This is a genomic window from Rhizobium sp. WSM4643 (genome assembly GCF_025152745.1).
GTDB lineage: Bacteria > Pseudomonadota > Alphaproteobacteria > Rhizobiales > Rhizobiaceae > Rhizobium > Rhizobium leguminosarum_I.
Map to the genome: position 1 here is coordinate 2,102,759 of NZ_CP104040.1, position 19,577 is coordinate 2,122,335.

21 protein-coding genes are annotated in these 19,577 nt (G+C 61.1%); 14 read left to right on the top strand and 7 right to left on the bottom strand.

The window, feature by feature from the left end:
• Positions 1–25: 25 nt before the first annotated feature.
• Both hisI and N1937_RS10680 read left to right on the top strand, forming a co-directional pair.
• On the top strand, positions 26–478 hold the full coding sequence (gene hisI / locus N1937_RS10675; protein WP_017964406.1) for a phosphoribosyl-AMP cyclohydrolase: 453 nt from the start codon (positions 26–28) through the stop codon (positions 476–478).
• A gap of 116 nt (positions 479–594) precedes the next feature.
• Complete coding sequence (locus tag N1937_RS10680; protein ID WP_017964407.1) at positions 595–1,557, top strand: patatin-like phospholipase family protein; 963 nt, start codon at positions 595–597, stop codon at positions 1,555–1,557.
• Positions 1,558–1,626: 69 nt separating this feature from the next.
• On the opposite strand, the gene N1937_RS10685 is transcribed toward N1937_RS10680, so the two are convergent.
• Together N1937_RS10685 and N1937_RS10690 are read right to left on the bottom strand one after the other, a co-directional pair.
• Positions 1,627–2,061: a CBS domain-containing protein gene (locus N1937_RS10685; RefSeq protein ID WP_017964408.1), complete on the bottom strand. Its 435-nt coding sequence runs from the start codon at positions 2,059–2,061 to the stop codon at positions 1,627–1,629.
• A gap of 91 nt (positions 2,062–2,152) precedes the next feature.
• On the bottom strand, positions 2,153–2,944 hold the full coding sequence (locus N1937_RS10690; protein ID WP_222279451.1) for a rhomboid family intramembrane serine protease: 792 nt from the start codon (positions 2,942–2,944) through the stop codon (positions 2,153–2,155).
• Positions 2,945–3,206: 262 nt separating this feature from the next.
• Here N1937_RS10690 and N1937_RS10695 point away from each other — a divergent pair, with 262 nt between their 5' ends.
• From N1937_RS10695 to N1937_RS10725, 7 genes are all read left to right on the top strand, one after another.
• Positions 3,207–3,851: a PAS domain-containing protein gene (locus tag N1937_RS10695; protein ID WP_260058645.1), complete on the top strand. Its 645-nt coding sequence runs from the start codon at positions 3,207–3,209 to the stop codon at positions 3,849–3,851.
• Between the two features lie 124 nt (positions 3,852–3,975).
• Positions 3,976–4,587 (top strand): PilZ domain-containing protein, encoded by a 612-nt coding sequence (locus N1937_RS10700; protein WP_017964411.1) that lies wholly within the window; start codon positions 3,976–3,978, stop codon positions 4,585–4,587.
• A 374-nt stretch (positions 4,588–4,961) separates the two neighbouring features.
• Positions 4,962–5,936, top strand: a complete 975-nt coding sequence (pip, locus tag N1937_RS10705; protein ID WP_260058647.1) for a prolyl aminopeptidase — start codon at positions 4,962–4,964, stop codon at positions 5,934–5,936.
• A 364-nt stretch (positions 5,937–6,300) separates the two neighbouring features.
• Positions 6,301–6,906 carry a transglutaminase-like cysteine peptidase gene (locus N1937_RS10710; protein ID WP_017964412.1) on the top strand — a complete coding sequence of 202 codons (606 nt, stop codon included), beginning with the start codon at positions 6,301–6,303 and terminating at the stop codon, positions 6,904–6,906.
• A gap of 302 nt (positions 6,907–7,208) precedes the next feature.
• Entirely contained in the window at positions 7,209–8,018 is an 810-nt protein-coding gene (locus N1937_RS10715) for a hypothetical protein (protein ID WP_260058648.1), read from the top strand.
• 110 nt (positions 8,019–8,128) lie between these two features.
• Positions 8,129–9,739, top strand: coding sequence for a D-alanyl-D-alanine carboxypeptidase (locus N1937_RS10720; RefSeq protein ID WP_260058649.1), 1,611 nt, complete (start codon positions 8,129–8,131; stop codon positions 9,737–9,739).
• A gap of 113 nt (positions 9,740–9,852) precedes the next feature.
• Positions 9,853–10,128 (top strand): hypothetical protein, encoded by a 276-nt coding sequence (locus tag N1937_RS10725; protein ID WP_170261440.1) that lies wholly within the window; start codon positions 9,853–9,855, stop codon positions 10,126–10,128.
• Positions 10,129–10,217: 89 nt separating this feature from the next.
• On the opposite strand, the gene N1937_RS10730 is transcribed toward N1937_RS10725, so the two are convergent.
• Positions 10,218–10,655, bottom strand: coding sequence for a DUF1489 family protein (locus tag N1937_RS10730; RefSeq protein ID WP_026154161.1), 438 nt, complete (start codon positions 10,653–10,655; stop codon positions 10,218–10,220).
• Positions 10,656–10,824: 169 nt separating this feature from the next.
• On the bottom strand, positions 10,825–12,228 hold the full coding sequence (locus N1937_RS10735) for an L-serine ammonia-lyase (protein WP_260058650.1): 1,404 nt from the start codon (positions 12,226–12,228) through the stop codon (positions 10,825–10,827).
• Positions 12,229–12,577: 349 nt separating this feature from the next.
• Here N1937_RS10735 and N1937_RS10740 point away from each other — a divergent pair, with 349 nt between their 5' ends.
• Positions 12,578–13,012: a VOC family protein gene (locus N1937_RS10740; RefSeq protein ID WP_162117104.1), complete on the top strand. Its 435-nt coding sequence runs from the start codon at positions 12,578–12,580 to the stop codon at positions 13,010–13,012.
• Positions 13,013–13,050: 38 nt separating this feature from the next.
• On the opposite strand, the gene N1937_RS10745 is transcribed toward N1937_RS10740, so the two are convergent.
• Positions 13,051–14,250, bottom strand: coding sequence for an acyltransferase family protein (locus N1937_RS10745; protein ID WP_260058651.1), 1,200 nt, complete (start codon positions 14,248–14,250; stop codon positions 13,051–13,053).
• Positions 14,251–14,414: 164 nt separating this feature from the next.
• Between N1937_RS10745 and rpiB the strand changes: the two genes are divergently transcribed.
• The 3 genes from rpiB (at position 14,415) to N1937_RS10760 (ending at position 16,859) form a co-directional block, all read left to right on the top strand.
• A complete protein-coding gene (rpiB, locus tag N1937_RS10750) occupies positions 14,415–14,864 on the top strand; it encodes a ribose 5-phosphate isomerase B (protein ID WP_260058652.1) in 450 nt (149 codons plus the stop codon).
• A gap of 241 nt (positions 14,865–15,105) precedes the next feature.
• A complete protein-coding gene (locus N1937_RS10755) occupies positions 15,106–15,870 on the top strand; it encodes a DUF599 domain-containing protein (RefSeq protein WP_017964420.1) in 765 nt (254 codons plus the stop codon).
• Positions 15,870–16,859, top strand: a complete 990-nt coding sequence (locus tag N1937_RS10760) for a heparan-alpha-glucosaminide N-acetyltransferase (RefSeq protein WP_260058654.1) — start codon at positions 15,870–15,872, stop codon at positions 16,857–16,859. Before N1937_RS10755 ends, N1937_RS10760 begins: the two co-directional genes overlap by 1 nt.
• A gap of 25 nt (positions 16,860–16,884) precedes the next feature.
• Here N1937_RS10760 and N1937_RS10765 read toward each other — a convergent pair whose 3' ends face one another.
• Both N1937_RS10765 and mgtE read right to left on the bottom strand, forming a co-directional pair.
• Positions 16,885–17,277 carry a MerR family transcriptional regulator gene (locus N1937_RS10765; RefSeq protein ID WP_011652104.1) on the bottom strand — a complete coding sequence of 131 codons (393 nt, stop codon included), beginning with the start codon at positions 17,275–17,277 and terminating at the stop codon, positions 16,885–16,887.
• 63 nt (positions 17,278–17,340) lie between these two features.
• Complete coding sequence (mgtE, locus tag N1937_RS10770) at positions 17,341–18,756, bottom strand: magnesium transporter (protein WP_260058665.1); 1,416 nt, start codon at positions 18,754–18,756, stop codon at positions 17,341–17,343.
• Between the two features lie 243 nt (positions 18,757–18,999).
• Here mgtE and N1937_RS10775 point away from each other — a divergent pair, with 243 nt between their 5' ends.
• Complete coding sequence (locus N1937_RS10775) at positions 19,000–19,494, top strand: peptide deformylase (protein ID WP_170261446.1); 495 nt, start codon at positions 19,000–19,002, stop codon at positions 19,492–19,494.
• Positions 19,495–19,577: the final 83 nt, after the last annotated feature.

The window sequence follows — 19,577 nt, forward strand, 5'->3', positions numbered from 1 at the left end:
TACCGGCTCCCTCAGGAGGGCCGCGATGAGTCAACTGATCTTCAATCAACCATCCGAGGACAAGTCGGCGCTGGAAGACGCCGGCGATTTCACGCCGCGTTTCGACGACCGTGGCCTGATCACCGCGATCGTCACCGACGCCGGCGATGGCGAGCTGTTGATGGTGGCGCATATGAATGCCCAGGCGCTGGCGCTGACCATCCAGACCGGCACGGCGCATTATTTCAGCCGTTCGCGCGGCAAGCTCTGGAAGAAGGGCGAGACCTCGGGCAATCTCCAGACGGTCAAAGAAATCCGCACAGATTGCGATCAGGACGCTATCTGGCTGAAGGTCGAGGTCGCCGGCCACGACGCCACCTGTCACACCGGCCGCCGCTCCTGCTTCTACCGGACGATCACGCTTCGAGACGGAAAGCCGATGCTTGATATCGTCGACGACGAGCTTCATTTCGATCCGCAGGATGTCTACGGAAAATAGCCAGAATTTCCCGGCATTTGCTCCTTATTGCGCCAGAAACAGCTTCTATATACCATTTGGAAACTGATCGGGCACACTATCGGGAACCAAGTGTTCTGCTGGGAGGGGAGAGCGCCATGCTGAGCTGGAGTCTGCATCGTCAAAGCTCTGAAGGCGAGGGTTCCGGTTCCGATATGTCGACGACGCTCGAGATGCTCCCACCTCCGGCGCCTCAAAAGAAAATCAAGATCGCGCTGGCACTCGGCGGCGGCGCTGCCCGCGGCTGGGCCCATATCGGTGTGCTGCGCGCACTCGACGAGGCAAGGGTCGAGATCGGCATGATTGCCGGCACCTCGATCGGCGCGCTGGTCGGTGGCTGTTATCTCGCCGGCAAACTCGATGAACTCGAAAGCTTCGCGCGCTCGCTGACAATGCGCCGCATCGCAAGTCTCCTTGATCTCACCATCGGCGGCAGTGGCCTGTTCGGCGGCATGCGGCTGACCAAGCGCATGCAGGAACATCTCGAAGGCCTGAACGTCGAGGATCTCGATCGGCCGTTCGTTGCGGTCGCGGCCGAGGTCAATACCGGTCACGAGGTCTGGATCGCCAATGGTTCGCTGATTACGGCGCTGCGCGCCTCCTATGCCCTGCCTGGCATTTTCGAGCCGGTGCGCAGCAATCACCGCACGCTGGTCGACGGCGCACTGGTCAATCCCGTCCCCGTCTCCGTCTGCCGCGCCTACGAGCAGCCGCTCGTCGTCGCCGTCAATCTCAATTACGATCTCTACGGCCGCTCGGCCGTCGTCCGGCACAATGCCAGCCTGTCGGCCCAGGAAGTGCAGAAACAGGAAGAAGCGCCCTATGCGCGCCTCGGCATGACCGGCGTCATGGTGCAGGCCTTCAACATCATCCAGGACAGGATTGCCCGCGCCCGCCTTGCCGGCGACCCGCCTGATATTTCGCTGCAGCCGCGTCTCAGCTATATCGGCCTTTCCGAATTTCACCGGGCCGGCGAGGCGATCGAACGCGGCTACGAGGAAGCCAGAGCCAGGCTCCCCGAGATCAAGCGCATGCAGGAAGTCTACGCCAGCCACCCCTGATGCAGGCCGTCCACAAGCCTGCAGCGGTTTTGCGACAACGACATCGGTCGAGCATGGCCGGCGAAAACCTCAGCCGGCGATATAGGCCTTGATTTCCTCGGCCTCACGCTCGACTTCGGCGATGCGCGATTTCACCACGTCGCCAATCGAAATGATGCCGGCAAGCTTGCCGTTGCTTTCCACCGGCACGTGACGGAAACGGCGGCTGGTCATCAGCTCCATAAGCTCGTTGACGGTCGTCTCCTCATGGCAGCGGTAGACCTTCGCGGTCATGACCTTGGCCAGCGCCTGGTCCAAGCCGTCCTTGCCGTGTTTGGCGATCGCATGCACGAGATCGCGCTCGGTGAACATGCCTGAAATCCGGTTCTCCATGCCGACGACGACGATGGCGCCGATCTTCTTCTTGCTGAGGATGGCGGCAGCCTCGGCGACGGTGGTGTTCGGCCCGGCGGTGACGACGTCCCTGCCCTTCAGGTCGAGGATTGCTTTGACTGAACTGGTCATTCGAACCTCCTATGTCCGTGAAACACTTGTCACAGGCATCCGCGGCGGTTTCTCCCCCCATCGCGGATAGGTAGATCGTGCACTGCCCGGCTCAGGATTGCAACATATCCTTCTCCGTTCCGGCGGGTTCCATCACAGGCGGGCGCGGCGCCCGATCGAACAGCGAAAACAGCAGGAAGCCGAAGACGAAGCCGCCGATATGTGCGTCCCAGGCAATCGGCTGGTCGCTATCGCCGACGAGAGGGATGCCAACGGCGATCAGCGCATTGCCGACCAGCCAGAGCAGCATGAAGATGATGACGGTGCGGCTCTTCAGCGCCTCGACGATGGAAAGCCGGGGATTGAGATGCGCCGGTGCCATCGGCCGTCGTTCGGCCGGAAAGGCGAATCGGCAGGCGGCGCCCATCAGCCCGGAGATCACGCCCGACGCGCCGATCAGCAGCGACACGTCCCCCCAGTTCAGGACCGCGTGCAGGGCGGCTGATGCAATGGCGGAAAAGACCCAGAAGAGCACGAAGCGTAGCGTCCCGATGCGGCGCACGACCGGCGCGCCGAAGGCCATCAGCCAGAAAGCGTTGAAGAGGATATGCTGGACGCTGCCGTGCAGCAGCGAATAGGTGACCGGCGTCCAGAACAGCTCCGGTCCCTGCTGCGACAGCGGAATCACATAACGGGCGGGAACGAAGCCGAAGGTGAAGAACAGCCAGTTCAGCGCATCGTCGGACAGCAGGAGCTCCTGCACCGCATAGATGATACCAAGCAGGCAAAGGCTGAAGAGCAGTGCTGGTGGAAGGTTAAAGACCGGTTCGCGCGGTGGCCGTGCCGGCGGCTGGACCTCGGGAGGTTCTGGCGCCTTATGCGGCTCGGCCGTCTGCTCATTCATCTGTGTTTTGCCTCGTTGAGGCCACAGCCATACAGGAGCGCCTGTCAAAAAAAAAGCCGCCCGAAGTGCCGGGCGGCGGACCGGGAGCTCAAGGAAAGACTTGGGCCCGGGCAGGTTGTGCTGAACTTCGAAAGTCGAAGCGATGCGGGACAGTGTCACGACAGGCACTGCATCTCAACCGAAACCATCTCTTAACCTTAACCGCCGTGATTTGGCATGAAATCCGCAAGGTAGAGTCTGTACGGGCAATGACTGCCCGAAAATGCTCCGGAATGAGACAGGTTGGTGTGAAATGCGTGTGCAAACGACCATCGAAATTTTTGACTACTGGAACCGTATCCGCGGCGCTGCCGATGCGCCGCTGAAATCACAGGTCGAACCCTCCGCCGTCCCCCACCTCCTCCAGAGTCTGTTCATTCTTGAGAAGCGCGACGGCGGAGACATCGGTTTCCGGCTGGCCGGCACCCGCATCTGCGATCTCTTCGGGCGTGATCTGCGCAGTGAACGTTTTTCGTCTCTCTGGGCAAATGGCCAGCACACGGACATCGAACGCACCGCGATGGGCGTCATGGACCATGCCATGCCGGCCCTGTTCAATGCCACCGGCTATAGCACCGTCGGTCATCAGGCCTCCTTCGAGATTATCATGATGCCGCTGCGTTCGCCGGACGGCACCTGCGACCGGCTGCTCGGCGCGATCGCGCCGACAGCGGCCGCGAGCTGGCTGGAGATCGTACCGCTCGAATTCCTGGCGCTCGACCGCAGCCGCCTGCTGCCCGGAAAGTTCGCCAATGCAGCACCGACCGAGCTGCGACCGATCAACAAGATCGTCGCTGGCAAAAGCATCCATTTCGGCCAGGTCATGCGCCGCATGGTGTCGCAGCTGCTGAGCGTGGAGGCGCGCTGAGGGTCCCATTTCAGGACACCGGATATACTCGTTTTCCGTTATGTCGGGAGGGGGCGAGACAACCTTCTGTTAATGGATTGCAGGTAAACATCGGTCTCTGCGATTTTCATGAAGAAGCCCTTTGATGCACTCGTTCCAGCCAGCTCAGACGCAACGACCTGCGCCGCGCCCTGAACAGGGCGTTTTCCAGCGCGTGCCCATCAATATGCAGGGCCGGCTGATGCTTGCGAACTACGAGGAATTCGAATGCATGGTGATCGACATGTCGCCTGGCGACATGTACGTCACCTGCCCCGGCCGGCCGCGCGCCAACGAACGCGTCGTCGCCTATATCGACCATCTCGGCCGCGTCGAAGGTTATGTCCAGACCATCGATGGCCGCGGCTTCACCATGTCGATCAACGCCACCGACCGGAAACGCGAGAAGCTTGCGGCCCAGCTCACCTGGCTTGCCAACAAGCATGAACTCGGCCTGCCGGAAGATCGGCGCCACGACCGCCTGACCCCACGTGACACGAAGACCGAGCTGACGCTCGAGGACGGCACGCGTTATTTCTGCCGGATCATGGATCTTTCACTGTCAGGCGCTGCCGTCGACGTCGAAATGCGCCCTTCGATCGGAACGGCGGTGCGGCTCGGCAACATGCGCGGTCGCGTCGTACGCCACTTCGTCGAAGGTGTGGCAATCGAATTCCTGTCGATCCAGTCCCGCGAGACGCTGCGCGAATTCCTTTAAAAGCTGCGGAAGATGGCGCTGCCTTTCCGGGGGTTCCGCGGCGGGGCGCAATTTTCGACGGACGTTCATCGAACGCGATTGCCAGGTCCGGCGCACACTCGGTCAGGTCGTGTTGAAAGGCCTGCACGTCACGGCAAGAGATTTGCAAGCGGCAACGAATCTGGCTTTGGAAAGCAGGCGCGAAATCCTGTCGCAAGTCGTTCCACCCAGTCGGCAGATAATGTTATGAGTGGAACAAGCTGCGACACCGATCTGCACTCGGTGAGGTTGCCCAAAATGTGCAGTGATTTTGCGTTCGAAAATGCCTCGCCCTCGCTCGTCATTCGTTCGTCACGGATATGACGGATAAGGCCCGGCTCGATCGCAGGTGGCCCATGTCAGCTCTCTATCCCGAAATCGAAACCTATGATCACGGCCTGCTTGATACGGGCGACGGCAATCTGATCTATTGGGAGGCCTGCGGCAATCCGACGGGCCGCCCGGCACTGGTGCTGCACGGCGGCCCTGGCTCCGGCTGTTCGACCATGGCGAGGTGCTATTTCGATCCCGATGCCTATCGAATCATTCTGTTCGATCAGCGCAATTGCGGCCGCAGCCTGCCGAGCGCTGCCGATCCGCAAACCGATCTCTCCCTCAACACCACCTGGCATCTCGTTGCCGATATCGAACGGCTGCGCGCCGGTCTCGGCATCGACACCTGGCTCCTTTTCGGCAATTCCTGGGGCTCGACGCTGGCGCTCGCCTATGCCGAAACTCATCCGGAGCGGGTCGCGGCGATCGTCATCGCAGGCGTGACCACCACCCGCCTCTCGGAAATCGACTGGCTCTATCGGGGCATGGCGCCGCTCTTTCCGGAAGAATGGCACCGTTTCCGTCAGGCGGCTGCCCCCGGAATTGAGGGAGGAGACGAGGACATGGTGGCCGTCTATCATCGTCTCCTCAACGATCCGGATCCGGAAATCCGCCTCAAGGCGGCGCGCGACTGGCATGATTGGGAGGCGGCCTCGATCCTGCTCGCCGATCCCCAAGGCCTGCCGCGCCGCTGGGCCGACCCCACCTATTTGCTGACGCGCGCCCGCATCATCACCCATTACTTCAGCAACGGCGCCTGGCTTAAGGACAGCCAGCTTTTGATGAACGCCGCGCGGCTTGCCGGCATTCCCGGTATCTTGCTGCAGGGACGGCTCGACATCGAGGCGCCGCTCGTCACCGCCTGGGAACTCGCCCGCGCCTGGCCGCAAAGCGAGCTCAGCATCCTTCCGCATGCTGCCCATTCCACCGGAAATCCCGATATGAGCGCGGCGATCGTCGCCGCCACCGATCGATTTCGCGATTTTCCTCAAAAATAATTTCCCGTCGGAATCGGCGATCTGAGCGACATTCTGCTTTTGAACCGGTCGAATCGGTCGATTCCGGCGGCGTCGACGGTCGACCGCACGTCGCCGGCCGGCCGCCGGAAGTTATCCGGCTCAACGAAAATCCTTAACATGAGGACGGCAACGCAACCTTTTCGCGGGCGAAAGCCTTGTTGCGTGCATTACAGTTTTAATCGAATTCGAGACAAATCCGCATCGAATTTTACTCGCATTCAAGTTTGTTTTTAGCCAAGCTTTATTGGTATTTGAATCAACTAAGCCTTTAATTCTATTGCATAATTTTCCGTGAGATAAAAACGTCTGTGCCATTGTCACCTCAACTTACGGGGAGACGGCAATGACAACTGCGAATATCCTGAAAGGCGGCCTTCTGGCTGGTGCCATCATGATGGCCATGGCGGGTTCGGGACAGGCGATGCCCGCCAGCATGGCCCTGGCAGGCAATGCCAGCCCGCCGATCGGCCATTACGAATTCTGCAAGGCGAATCCGACGGAATGCGTCGAAGTTGGCGGCGATGCCGGACCGGCCATCCTCACCGAGGATCGCTGGAAGGAAATTCTCAAGGTCAACTACACCGTCAACTCGACGATCCAGCCGATGACGGACGAGCAGATCTACGGTGTCGAAGAGCACTGGGCGTATCCGCGCACCGTCGGCGATTGCGAGGATTACGCCCTGCTGAAGCGCAAGATGCTGATCGACGACGGTTTCTCGCCGTCCGATACGCTGATCACCGTCGTGCTGCAGCCGAATGGCGAAGGCCATGCCGTACTGACTGTTCGCACCGATCACGGCGACTTCATCCTCGACAACATGCGCAACAAGGTGCTGCTGTGGTCGGATACCGAATACACCTATTTGAAGCGCCAGTCCGCCGACGATCCGGCCCGCTGGTCGAAGCTTCAGGACGGCCGCGCTGTCGCGGTCGGTAGCGTCAAGTAAGAACAGCCTGCCGGCCAGAGCATGATGCCGAAAAGTGTGAGCGGTTTTCGGACGACATCATGCTCAAGAACAGGATTCAGATTTTTCGGCCGAGCGGCCTAAATCATCCTGTTCTAGTCGGCTGCAGCCTGCGGCCCGGTCAGTCCCCGCATCCCGTCCCCGACCGGTGCCCAAGAGCCGTTCCCGCTGGCCCGGGAACGGCTCGCCCTCTTTTAAAGCCTTACCTCACCAGTATCTTAGCGAATTGTTAACCTTGCCGGCTCGATCATGGCGGTGAGATTCATCATCGGCACCGGCGGCTCATGTTCTTCCTGCGGCGGACCGAAACGCGAAGAACCGCCATGAGCCATGCCGCGCACAGCGCACCCGACGAGCAGCCGCTTTTTTCCATGGGATTTCTCCTCCGCACGATGGCGGCGATCGCTGTTCTGGCGGTCCTGACAGTTGTCATCAGCATCGGCGGCCGTTGGTTCGGCCGCCACATCTCGCTTGCCGGCAACACCGACAGCACGGTTGAAATCATGCTGGCCATCGGCCGCGACACCGTGAAATTCCCCGAGAACGCCATCCGCTTTCCGAGCCAGAGGCATGAAGGCGCCGCCGAACGCGTCGATCTCTACCTCGCCTGGCCTGAGATGCAGGGTTACGGCAAGGAAAACCACCTTCGATTCGACGATGTCGCCCAATCCTCCGGGCTGATCTTCCTGCAGGTTACCCAGAGCACCATGTCGCGCGACATGTCCGGGCGGCTGGAACCGATCTATTCGCATCTGCTCGAAGGACCGGCCGAGCCCTTCCGCAACCGCCTGACGCTGCATCGTCTTCGCGCCGATGCGGGTTATGGCGACGAGGTACTGCTGACGGCGCCCGTCGAGGGCGGGCCGAATTACGTCGTGCGCTGCATTTTGCCTTCAGCCCCGGACAAGGCGGCGAGCGGAGATTGTCAACGCGATATCAAGGTCGGCAGGGATCTCAGCGTTCTCTACCGCTTTTCGAGCAGCCATCTCGACGACTGGGAACATATTGATGCCGCTATCCGCACCTTTGTGGAAACGCGTCTTGTGAACCGTTCTGCGACAACACCCTCAAATGCTCCCCGGACAGCGAAATAAACGATTCATCATAAACGGATTGGTAACGCCCAGCCGGTAATTTTAGAAGACGAGCTGTGCGGCGGGAGGTGTGCGGTTCCTGCCAAAATCTGAAATGCCAAATATCTGAAATGCAAGAGAAGAGTGGAATAGTGTCAAGGTCAGCCTCCTCCGTATCATCGTCCCGATCCGGCAATTTTCTGGCAAAGCTGCTGGCGATCCTTTCGGTGGCCGTCACGATCGTCCTGGTCGATTCGGTAAATGCCGACGCAGAAGCGGCGAATTCGAAATATGCAGGCATCGTCGTCGACGCCAAGACCGGCAACGTTCTCTACAGCGAGAATGCCGACCGGCTGCAATACCCCGCCTCCCTGACCAAGATGATGACCATCTACATGACCTTCGAGGCATTGGAGCAGGGCCGCATCCGCCTCGATACGCCCGTCCCCTTCTCCGCTCATGCGGCAGCCCAGGCGCCAACCAAGCTCGGCGTCCGCGCCGGCGGCACGATCACCGTCGAGCAGGGCATTCTCGGTCTCGTTACCCTGTCGGCCAATGATGCCGCAACCGCGCTCGGCGAAATGCTGGGCGGCGGCAGCGAGGATCGTTTTGCCCAGCTGATGACCGCCAAGGCGCATGCGCTTGGCATGACGCGCACCACCTATCGCAACGCCAACGGCCTGCCGAATACGGCGCAGATGACGACGGCGCGCGATCAGGCTCGCCTCGGCATCGCCCTTCGCCAGCATTTCCCGCAATATTACGGCTATTTCTCCACCCGCGCCTTCACGTTCGGCAGCCGCACGATCCGCAGCCACAACCGCCTGGTCGGTTCGGTGCGCGGCGTCGACGGCATCAAGACCGGTTACACGCGCGCTGCCGGTTTCAATCTGGTGAGCTCGGTGCAGGTCGACGGCAAGTCGATCGTCGGCGTCGTGCTCGGTGGCGCCTCGACGCCCGCCCGCGATGCCCAGATGCGCAATCTGATCGCCACCTATCTGCCGAAGGCATCGAGCCGCGGCGGGTCGTCGGCGCTGATTGCCCAGGCAGCCCCCGCCCCGGCGATGATCGAGACACCCGCTCCGGTCCAGCCGCAGAAGGTCCAGCAGAGAGCTCAGCCGCAAATGGCCCAACAGCAGGTCGCAAAGACGATCACCGCAGCGCAGCCGCCGATTTCGGCCGCAGCCGCCGATCTCAGCCTGCCGCACAAAGGCCCGCTGCCGGATGCGCGTTATCAGGTCGCCGAGACCGAGGTTGCCTATGCCGAGACCGCTCAGTCGAAATCCGACAATCCACTGGTAGCCCAGCCGATGCCGGCGCCGACCAAAGTCAAGACCATGACCTTCAAGCAGCAGGCATCGGTCGCCGGGCCGACGCCGGCGCCCGCCTATATGCCGCCGGAACAGGGCGATACCTCGGTCGATGAGGTCACCACCGCCTCGACCACTCCCACTTCTCCCACTTCGACTGGCGCCGTTTCAACCAGCGATGGTCCCAGCGGCTGGGTCGTGCAGGTCGGCGTCTCGCCGAACCGGCAGATGGCCATGGATCTCCTGGAGAGCGCCAAGAGCAAGGGCGGCAGAGCGCTGGCCTCGGCGAAGCCCTTCGCGGTCGCCTACGCCGCTGGTGGTGATCAGCTTTACCGCGCCCGCTTTGGCGGCTTCGACGATCAGCGCGATGCCGTCAACGCCTGCAAGGCCTTGAAGAAGGCCGGCATCAAGTGCTGGGCGGCTGCCCAATGAGCTATTCGATGCTGCCTGCAAGATGGTCGGCGGCATTGGTGACGGCCGGAATCGGTGTTTGCGTTTCCGGCCACCATTCTTGAACTCGATCAGTATTGCGTACGGGGAAAACAATGGCGATTAATGAGAACTTTCCAGGAATGCCTTCAGACCGCCGCATGGCGGCCAAGGGGCGCTCATCTCTGCATCCGCTGCACGAGGCGGCTTTGCGCCTCGCCGAGATTGGCCTGCAACGACCGAAGGCGAAGTCTCCGAAGACCCGGGATCTTATCAATCTGCTGCTGTGCCATGGTGCGCGCGCCTGGCGCTATTCCCAACCCGAAGCCCGCATCCATCTGCATGTGACATCCCCCGGCGGCAGCGCGCCGGTGCAGCTGCGCCTGCGCTGAGCTGCGGAGTGCCGCGTGCCCGAACGGGGCACGCCGTCACCTTCAACCCACGCATAAACCTTTCCGGAAGTCGGCTTCGATTTCCGGGATTAGAGCAGACCAAGGTCCGTGAGTTCGCGGCGAAGATCAGCGGGCATTTCGGCAATGCCGGCGCCAAGACTTGTCAGGTCGCGCGGCACGTCGTCTTCAGTGTAATAACGCCAGCCCTGGAAGGGACGTTTCGGCTGCACGGCCGTCTCGATGACCTCCGGGCCGAGCATCAGGCGGCAGCGCGAGATGCCCTCGCCGTCCGTGAAGGTCTCGATGCCGAGCAGCTTCTGCCTGGCCTGCACCTGCCCCTTGATCACCCAGTAGAGCGAGCCGCCGTCAAGCAGTTCCTCCATGCGTTTCGGCGCCATGCGCGTCGTATGCACCGAATGCGGCTCGAGGCCGGCGGCAATGGCGCGCAGCGAGCGTTCCGCCACCCATTCGCGCAGATCGTCGATCGAGTCGGCGCCGACGCAGAGTTTGATGAGATGCAATGCCATGCCGCCGTTGAAATCCTTTTGGCAGCGAGCGTCAAGCACCTCCAGCATAATTTTATTCTTAGACCGGAATCGATCTAAGGATGAAATTATGCAGCAGTTCAAAGTGTTACAAGCGTCCTTTGCGCGTCTGAAAGGACGCATGGTGCCGTAACGTCAGGCGTCCACAAACTCAGCATTCAACGACGTTGACCGCAAGACCTCCGGTCGAGGTCTCCTTGTATTTCTCGCTCATGTCGTGGCCGGTCTGGCGCATCGTCTCGATACAGGCATCGAGCGGCACGAAATGCTGGCCGTCGCCCTTGACGGCAAGTGATGCCGCGGTGACCGCCTTGACCGCGCCGAGCGCGTTGCGCTCGATGCAGGGAACCTGCACCAGGCCCGCGACCGGATCGCAGGTCATGCCGAGATGATGTTCGAGCGCAATCTCGGCAGCGTTTTCGATCTGCTCCGGCGTGCCCCCCATGACGGCGGCAAGGCCCGCGGCGGCCATCGCCGCAGCCGAGCCGACCTCGCCCTGGCAGCCGACCTCGGCGCCCGAGATTGAGGCATTGTGTTTGATGATGCCGCCGATGGCAGCAGCCGTCAGCAGGTAGTCGCGGATGCCGTTCTGGTCCCAGTCCTCGTGGAAATGCTCATAGTAGCGGATCGTCGCCGGAATGACGCCGGCCGCTCCGTTGGTCGGCGCCGTGACGACGCGCCCGCCGGCTGCATTCTCCTCGTTGACGGCCATCGCATAGACGCTCAGCCAATCGTTGGCGAGCAGCGGGTTGACGCGGTTGCTGCGCCACTCCTCTTCCAGCTTGTCGTGAATCCTGCGGGCGCGGCGCTTGACGTTCAGGCCGCCGGGCATGATGCCCTCGACTTTGAGGCCGCGCTCGATGCAGGACCGCATCGCCTCCCAGATGCGATCGAGCCCCTGATCGAGCTCCTCGCGTGAGCGCTGGCTCTCCTCGTTCGCCCGCTTCATCTGCGCGATCGACAGCCCAGAGCGCTCCGCCATTTCGAGCATCTGCTTGGCGGTGGAGAACGGATAGGGTACGCGCGTTCCGCCGGCCGCGTTCTTCTTCGCCCGCATCTGTTCCAGTTCGGTGTCGGTGACGACGAAGCCGCCGCCGACCGAATAATAGATGCGCTTGACGAGCAGCCGACCGTCTCTGTCATAGGCGGAAAAGACCATGCCGTTTGCATGGCCGGGCAGCGGCTGTTTCTTGTCGAAGACCAAGTCGGTTTTCGGCTGGAACTGATAGGCGGGATGCCCATCCGGCGTGATGCGGCCTGTGCGCTCCACCGTGTCGACGATGCCGTCCATCCGGTCGGGATCGACGCTGTCGGGCGCCTCGCCCATCAACCCGAGAATGACAGCCCTGCCCGTGCCGTGGCCGATGCCGGTATGGGCGAGCGAGCCGTGCAGGCTGACTTTGATGGCTGTGACCTGTGCGCCCGATGACGGGCGCGGCCATTCGTTCGACAGGATCAGCTCCAAGAACCGGTTGGCGGCCGACATCGGACCCATCGTGTGTGAACTCGACGGCCCGACACCGATCTTGAAGACATCGAATACCGAGAGAAACATGGGTGCGCCTTCTGTATATGAGGATGCAAGCTTAAGCGAGGTCGGTTTCGAATCCGTGCAGCACACCGACATCGCATGGAGCCGGTGCGACATTCCGGCTGCCCACTGGAGCGCCGCGTGTCCCATAAGACGCGCTGGCACTTTGAGTGTGCGCATAATCCCTTCCGAAAATCGAATCCGATTTTCGGGGTCATGCGTTAAGCCAAGCGGTCCGCCTTACCAATGACTGCTGCATTCAATGAAGCCTAGGCGGAGGAAGAACTGGTTGCCTTATCTTGACAGTCTGCACCGACTCCCAATGTCCTGCTGACGTCGATGCTAGAACCTTGCAGATTGGGAGATTGGACACATGGCGCTCAAACGGATGGACAACGTAGGAATCGTCGTCGAAGACCTCGGAGTGACGATTGATTTCTTTCGCGAGCTCGGCCTCGAGCTCGAAGGGCGAGCCACGATCGAAGGAGAATGGGCCGGACGTGTCACTGGACTGGGCAATCAGCATGTCGAGATTGCCATGATGCGCACACCGGATGGCCATAGCCGGCTCGAGCTCTCCCGCTTCCTCACGCCGCCTGTCGTCGCAGATCACCGCAACGCCCCGGTCAACGCGCTCGGCTACCTCCGCGTCATGTTCACGGTTGATGACATCAATGAGACGCTTGACAGGCTGCGTAAGCGCGGCGCGCAGCTCGAAGGCGAAGTCGTGGACTATCAAGACACGTATCGGCTCTGCTACATCCGCGGGCCTGAAGGGCTTCTCATCGGACTGGCCCAAGAACTCTGAGCGCAATACGAAGTCAATGACGACGAGCGGAAACTTCGCTATGCGCGAAGCTTCTCGTTGCGATCATCTTGAATGACCGTGCCGTCGGCTCCATCCGGTGGGGTGGACGTCGTCGAGATCTGTCGTTGATCGACCATGGTTGACGTTGCCCCGTTCAGCAGGCGTTTTTCGATCTCCTGCAGGTCGAGGATAGCGCGGTTCATTTGGCCAACTGGAGTTTCGCGCCAAACCAGACGCGAGCGATTATCCTGCCATAGCTGGATCAGCCACCGTCGGCCTGGAACCTCGATCGTCTCGTGGATGAACCATGCCCCGACCGCCGCAACGAAAAGCGTCACCATGATGAGCGCCGGTTCCGGCATCAATGCATCAAAAGTCAGACGCGCCAGGAACATGATGGGGACATGGAAAAGATAAAGTGAAAAGCTGATCTTTCCGAAAAACCGTACCGGCCCAGCTGCCAGGACACGGGCTGCGATGGGAGGCTGTCGAGCGACGAGCCCGACAATGACGGCCGCGGCCACCGCACTTTGCAGGCTCCAAAATACCGGGGAAAAGCCGGGTAAGATATGCCGATAAGTGAAAAACACCGCCAGAGCGACGAGCGTTAAAATGCCTGTGAGGGCAGATGGAATCCAGCTGTTCCAGTAGGAATGCATCATTCCGGCAAGTGCGCCGAACAGAAAGTAAGGGAGCTTGGAGACGAGCAGGATTCCCGGGCCTGGCAATTCGACCAGGCCATCCACGACGACGGCCACGGTCAGGCCCACAATCATGCCGCTATAGCGGTGCGGCTGGGCCAAGCAAAGCCACAGGACAGGAAAGAGCAGATAGAACTGGATCTCGGGTGGTATCGACCAGAAAACACCACTCGAGCCGAGAAGAAAGATATGACGTACAAAGTCCGTGCCACTAACGATCGGCTGAATAAAATCCAGATTTTGCATGCTCGACAGCATCGCCACGAGAATGACGGCCGCCAGGTAAACCGGATAGATGCGGGCAAAGCGGCTCACCAGAAAATCCAGCACGTTTTCTCTCGTGACCGGCCGTGAGCCGTAGAGATGAGCCATCAGGAAGCCGCTGAGAGCAAAAAATAGACCGACGGCTTCGTCGCCCATCGTCACGAGATGCGGAGCTGTGATCGGAAAGATAAGGCCAATATGGGCTCGAACGACCAGAAGCGCAGCGACACCGCGCAGGCCATCGAGACTCGGGATGTAATCCGGCCGACTCATGGGTCACTTTTGAATTCGGAGTTCAGGTTCAGTCCTGAACAATTGGCCATCACGACTTTACAAGCGGTTAACACGGCGCCCTGCTCGCGCACCTCTAGACTGGTGTGGCGCTAGCATGCATCGTCAAGACGGCAAATTGCTTTGGAAAACGGAACCACTTCTCCATGACAGCCACCAACCGCATCGCCCTCTCCAGCGACCACGCCGCCATTCAGCTCCGGCAGGCCATTGCCGGTCATATCGCGGCGCAAGGCTGGATAGCGGTCGACATCGGACCGACAACGCCGGAGAGCACACACTATCCTCACCACGGCCAAGCGGCGGCGCGTCTCGTCGCCTCCGGCGATTGCCGGTTTGGCATCATCCTATGCGGCACCGGCCAGGGCATCATGATGGCGGCGAACAAGGTAAAGGGCATCCGTTGCGGCGTCTGCGCAGACACATTCTCCGCCCGTATGATCCGCCAGCACAACGATGCCAACATGCTTTCGATTGGCGTGCGCGTCGTGGGCGAAGGGCTGGCGCTCGATATCGTCGATGCATTCCTGACCGCTCGTTTCGAGGGCGGCCGGCATGCGACGCGGGTGGGGATGATCGAGGCGCGGGAGGGGTAGCGCCGTCCTTTTCCCCTTCTTTGGGTTCCATCCCTAATCCCCAGGCTGACGGATCACCGCATTGCTCCATTTAGGCCCAGAAGATGCCGGTCGGCTATCCGCCAAGCCTTGTCGTTTCCCGACGGCTCGATTATGCCGAACTGCCGCATGGCCAAACTCGCGTAAAGCCGCCGAACTCGGCCATGCAGCATAATCCGACTTGCGGCATAGTGGTCGCGTTCATGCGGAGACCGAATCACTGATGACGACGGCGGATTATATCGCTCTGACTTTCTTTGCCTTTGTCTGGATGGGCTATTCCTGGCTGCTGCACGGCCGCACCTTCTTCGGACGCACCAGCCTGACCCATGCGATGACCGAACGGCGCCGGGAGTGGATCTACAATTCGCTGCGCCGCGACCTGAAGATGATCGACACGCAAATCATGGCCGGCCTGCAGAACGGCACCGCCTTCTTTGCCTCGACGTCGATCTTCGCGATCGGCAGCTGCTTTGCTTTGCTCGGAGCGACGGAGAAGGTCGATGCCGTCTTCGCCGACCTGCCGTTCGTCTTCCATGGCGGCCATGCCGTCTTCGAGATGAAGGTCGGTGGGCTGGCAGCGCTTTTCGGCTACGCCTTCTTCAAGTTCGGCTGGTCCTATCGACTGTTCAACTACTGCACCATTCTCTTCGGCTCGATCCCGATGATGCGCGACAGCGAGCGCGACGTCATCGCCGCCGAGCGGGCGGCCGAGCGCGTTATCCGCATGAACGTCATTGCCGGCAGCAATTTCAACGAGGGCCTCAGGGCGATCTTCCTGTCGATCGGCTATCTCGGCTGGTTCATCAACCCCTATGTCTTCATGATGACGACGGCGATCGTCATCTTCGTGCTGACACGCCGGCAATTTTTCTCGCAGGCGCGACTGGCGATCATGGATGCCGGTCCGCCATCAAATCTCCACCTTTCTGCTATTGGCCGCGATAGTCCGTCGAGCGGCGGAAATGATTTGCCCGAGGGACTTTGATGATATTGCCGGCAACGAAAGCCGATGCGGCGGTAAAACCGCCGCGCATCGGTCTATTGGATACGGCGCGCGGCGTCGCGCTGATCGCCATGGCGAGCTACCATTTCAGCTGGGACATGGAGTTCATGGGCTATCTCGCGCCGGGCACGGCCGAAACCGGCTGGCTGAAGATTTATGCCCGGGCGATCGCCACGACCTTTCTCTTCATCGTCGGCATCAGCCTGGTGCTCTCGAGCACGCCCGGGATTCGCTGGCCCTCCTACTGGAAGCGCTTCGGCATGATCGCCGCGGCAGCCGCGCTGATCTCGATCGCCACGCGCATCGCGATGCCGAACGAGTGGATCTATTTCGGCATCCTGCACTGTATCGCGGTGCTCACGCTCATCGGCGTCGTTTTTTTGAGGCTGCCGCTCGCCTTCGCCCTCATCGCCACGCTCGCGCTCTTTGCCGCCTGGATCACCGATAATTTCGGGCCACCCGGCCTGCTTCGCTCATCCGTCTTCGATCCCAGATATCTCGCCTGGATCGGCCTTGCCGTGACGCCGGAACGCTCTAACGACTACGTCCCGCTGTTTCCCTGGGCCGTGCCCTTCTTCGCTGGATTGAGTATTGCCTCGATCGCCATCAAAACCGGGCTGCCGCAGCGGCTTGCCGCCATTGGCACCGGTTCCTGGTGGCCGGCAAGGCTCGGCCGCCACAGCCTTGCTTTCTATCTCATCCATCAGCCGGTGTTGATCGGCATCGCCTACGGGCTTTCCCTCGTCGTCCCGCCGCAGGCGCCGGATCCGCTCGCGACTTACCTAAGGCAATGCAACGCCTCTTGCGTCATGCAGCAAGGCGAAGCGCTTTGCCGTGGCTTCTGCCAGTGCACGCTGGACAAATTGCAGGCTCAAGCCCTGTTCACGCCGCTGCAGGCGGGAGAGATCGATATTCGGAACGACGAGCGGGTCCAGACGATCGCCGCCGAATGCAGCGTCGAGGCACAATAGAGGTTGGCAGCCCGGTAGCCGCTTTTCAAGTGGTGACGCCGATTTCGGCGAGGCGGCCGAGGCAGGTCTCTTCGATAGCGTCAAGTTCCGCCAGCGTGTCGTCGATATCCTTGCGCTTCTGGCGCAGGTCGTCGCGCTTCTCGTCGACGCGCTTCATGAGGAGTTTCAGCTGGCCGAGTTCGCCCGGCGGCTCCTTGTAGACCTGGATGATCTCGCGGATTTCGGCGATGGTGAAACCGATGCGCCGGCCGCGCAGGATTTCCCCGATGAGGCGCCGGTCGGCTTGCCGGAACAGACGCGTGCGCCCGCGCCGCTCCGGATGGATCAGTCCCTCGTCCTCATAGAAGCGGAGCGTGCGCGTCGAGACCCCGAATTCGCGCGTCAACTCCGTTATGCTATAATATTTGTTCACCGGCATGTGTTCCCCGTCGTCGGACAGACAATAATATTGACTTTTACGTAATAGTCAATTTTTGGCCGTTCAGATGCCAAACCACCAAGTGGCGATGCCGAGAAAGGCGAAGAAGCCGGTACAGTCCGTCACCGTCGTGACGAAGACCGACGAGGCGATCGCCGGGTCGGCGCCCATCTTGTCGAGCAGCAGCGGCAGAAGGATGCCGGCAAGAGCGGCTGCCATCAGGTTGATGACCATCGCCGCTGCGATCACCGCACCGAGCTGGTAACTTTGGAACCAGATCCCGGCGATGGCGCCCATGATCGTCGCGAAGACGATGCCGTTCAGGATGCCGACGCCCGCCTCCCTGCGGATGATGCGGCCGGCATTGTAGATGTCGAGATCGCGGGTCGCGAGCGCGCGCACCGTCACCGTCATCGTCTGCGTGCCGGCATTGCCGCCCATCGAGGCGACGATCGGCATCAGCACGGCAAGCGCGATCATCTTCTCGATCGAGCCGTCAAACAGCCCGATGACACTGGCCGACAGCATCGCCGTGCCAAGGTTGATCAAAAGCCACAGGAAGCGCGAACGCACCGTCGAGAGCACATTGTCCGAAAGCTCTTCGTCGCCGACGCCGCCGAGGCGCTTGATGTCCTCGTCCGCCTCCTCGTGGATGACGTCGACGACGTCGTCGATGGTCAACACGCCGACCAGCCGGCCGTTCTCATCAACGACGGCGGCCGAGAGAAGGTCGTACTGCTCGAAGAGCTGGGCAGCCTCCTCCTGATCCATCTCGGCCGGAACCGGATGGTTCGTCTCGCGCATGATCTGCTCGATTTTCGTCTGCCGCTTGGTGCGCAGGATCTGATCGAGATCAACGGCGCCGAGCAGCTTGAAGGTCGGGTCGATGACGAAGATCTGCGAGAAGGAATAGGGCAGATCCTCCTCGTCGCGCATGTAGTCGATCGTCTGTCCCACAGTCCAGAACGGCGGCACGGCGACGAATTCCGTCTGCATGCGGCGCCCGGCCGAACTTTCGGGATAATCGAGCGCCCGGCGCAGTCGCACCCGCTCGGTGAACGGCAGCTGGGCGAGGATTTCTTCCCGATCCTCCTTGTCGAGGTCTTCGAGAATGTAGACGGCGTCGTCCGAATCGAGCTCGCCGATCGCGGCGGCGATCTGGTCGTTCGGCATCTGGTCGACGATCTCGCGGCGGATCGCCTCGTCGACTTCGGTCAGCGCCGTCATGTCGAAATCGTCGCCGAGCAGGCGCACCAGCGCCAGGCGCTGATCCGGCTGGATCGCCTCCAGCAGGTCGCCTATTTCGGATTCGTGCAGGCGGGCGACGTTCTGGCGCAGGAACAGCGTGTCACGATCGGCGATTGCGGCGCCGACAAGCGCCAGGAAATCGCCGCGGACATTGCCGTCCTCGTCGTAGATATCGGCTTCCTCTTCATCAGGGCGCCTGCGAATGCGGTCTTCCCCATCGGTCGTCGTCATCTGCCGCCCTCGCATCTGGTTCGAATTTCAACGACTGCCGCGCCGCATTCGCAAATGTTGGCCGAAAACACATTATCAACAAGCGGATAAGCGAATCCCGCGCGAGGCTCCCGCAGCCGGAATTCTTGGCTCCTGCTAGCCCAAAAGCACTCGTGTCGTAAAGCGGCAAACCGTGCTTCGTGATGACAATGTCTGCGGCCGGCGATAGTTTCCTCGCTCGTCCAAGCAGAGGAAGCCTGCCCCATGCCCATCCGTCCGATTCTGCGCTATCCACATCCGGGCCTGAAGACTGCCTGCGCGCCAGTGACGGCCTTCGATTCCTCGCTCACAGCACTTGCCGACGATCTGCTGGCGACGATGCGCGCAGCCCCCGGCGTCGGCATCACCGCCGCCCATATCGGTGTCTTCAACCGTGTCATGGTGCTGGAACTCGACAAGGCCGACGGCGTGCGCCTCTACGTCAATCCTCATATCACCTGGTTTTCGAAGGAGACGGTGAGCCATGCCGAAGGCAGCGTCTCCATGCCCGGCGCGACCGACGAGGTGACGCGCCCGCGAGCGATCCGCTTCCGCTATCAAGATGCCGAGGGCGCCGTGCACGAGGATGGTGCCGAAGATTTCCTTGCCATCTGCATCCAGCACGAAGTCGACCAACTCGATGGCATTTTCTGGCTGCAGCGCCTCTCGCGGCTGAAGCGCGACCGTCTCGTGAAGAAATGGGAGAAGGCCGAGAGTTGACAATCACGACTGACAATCACGACTGACAATCCCGGCTGACAAATCGCCGTCCGCACCGAACCATTCGCCGCCGCCGGCGTTTC

Excerpts from the sequence above, each read along its gene's own strand:
- N1937_RS10720 (WP_260058649.1), top strand. The coding sequence starts at position 8,129 with ATGCAAGAGAAGAGTGGAATAGTGTCAAGGTCAGCCTCCTCCGTATCA.
- N1937_RS10700 (WP_017964411.1), top strand. The coding sequence starts at position 3,976 with ATGCACTCGTTCCAGCCAGCTCAGACGCAACGACCTGCGCCGCGCCCT.
- hisI (WP_017964406.1), top strand. The coding sequence starts at position 26 with ATGAGTCAACTGATCTTCAATCAACCATCCGAGGACAAGTCGGCGCTG.
- N1937_RS10690 (WP_222279451.1), bottom strand. The coding sequence starts at position 2,944 with ATGAATGAGCAGACGGCCGAGCCGCATAAGGCGCCAGAACCTCCCGAG.
- N1937_RS10775 (WP_170261446.1), top strand. The coding sequence starts at position 19,000 with ATGCCCATCCGTCCGATTCTGCGCTATCCACATCCGGGCCTGAAGACT.
- N1937_RS10740 (WP_162117104.1), top strand. The coding sequence starts at position 12,578 with ATGGCGCTCAAACGGATGGACAACGTAGGAATCGTCGTCGAAGACCTC.
- N1937_RS10755 (WP_017964420.1), top strand. The coding sequence starts at position 15,106 with ATGACGACGGCGGATTATATCGCTCTGACTTTCTTTGCCTTTGTCTGG.
- N1937_RS10765 (WP_011652104.1), bottom strand. The coding sequence starts at position 17,277 with ATGCCGGTGAACAAATATTATAGCATAACGGAGTTGACGCGCGAATTC.
- N1937_RS10735 (WP_260058650.1), bottom strand. The coding sequence starts at position 12,228 with ATGTTTCTCTCGGTATTCGATGTCTTCAAGATCGGTGTCGGGCCGTCG.
- rpiB (WP_260058652.1), top strand. The coding sequence starts at position 14,415 with ATGACAGCCACCAACCGCATCGCCCTCTCCAGCGACCACGCCGCCATT.
- N1937_RS10685 (WP_017964408.1), bottom strand. The coding sequence starts at position 2,061 with ATGACCAGTTCAGTCAAAGCAATCCTCGACCTGAAGGGCAGGGACGTC.
- N1937_RS10745 (WP_260058651.1), bottom strand. The coding sequence starts at position 14,250 with ATGAGTCGGCCGGATTACATCCCGAGTCTCGATGGCCTGCGCGGTGTC.
- pip (WP_260058647.1), top strand. The coding sequence starts at position 4,962 with ATGTCAGCTCTCTATCCCGAAATCGAAACCTATGATCACGGCCTGCTT.
- N1937_RS10725 (WP_170261440.1), top strand. The coding sequence starts at position 9,853 with ATGGCGATTAATGAGAACTTTCCAGGAATGCCTTCAGACCGCCGCATG.
- N1937_RS10760 (WP_260058654.1), top strand. The coding sequence starts at position 15,870 with ATGATATTGCCGGCAACGAAAGCCGATGCGGCGGTAAAACCGCCGCGC.
- N1937_RS10710 (WP_017964412.1), top strand. The coding sequence starts at position 6,301 with ATGACAACTGCGAATATCCTGAAAGGCGGCCTTCTGGCTGGTGCCATC.
- N1937_RS10715 (WP_260058648.1), top strand. The coding sequence starts at position 7,209 with ATGTTCTTCCTGCGGCGGACCGAAACGCGAAGAACCGCCATGAGCCAT.
- N1937_RS10680 (WP_017964407.1), top strand. The coding sequence starts at position 595 with ATGCTGAGCTGGAGTCTGCATCGTCAAAGCTCTGAAGGCGAGGGTTCC.
- N1937_RS10730 (WP_026154161.1), bottom strand. The coding sequence starts at position 10,655 with ATGGCATTGCATCTCATCAAACTCTGCGTCGGCGCCGACTCGATCGAC.
- N1937_RS10695 (WP_260058645.1), top strand. The coding sequence starts at position 3,207 with ATGCTCCGGAATGAGACAGGTTGGTGTGAAATGCGTGTGCAAACGACC.
- mgtE (WP_260058665.1), bottom strand. The coding sequence starts at position 18,756 with ATGACGACGACCGATGGGGAAGACCGCATTCGCAGGCGCCCTGATGAA.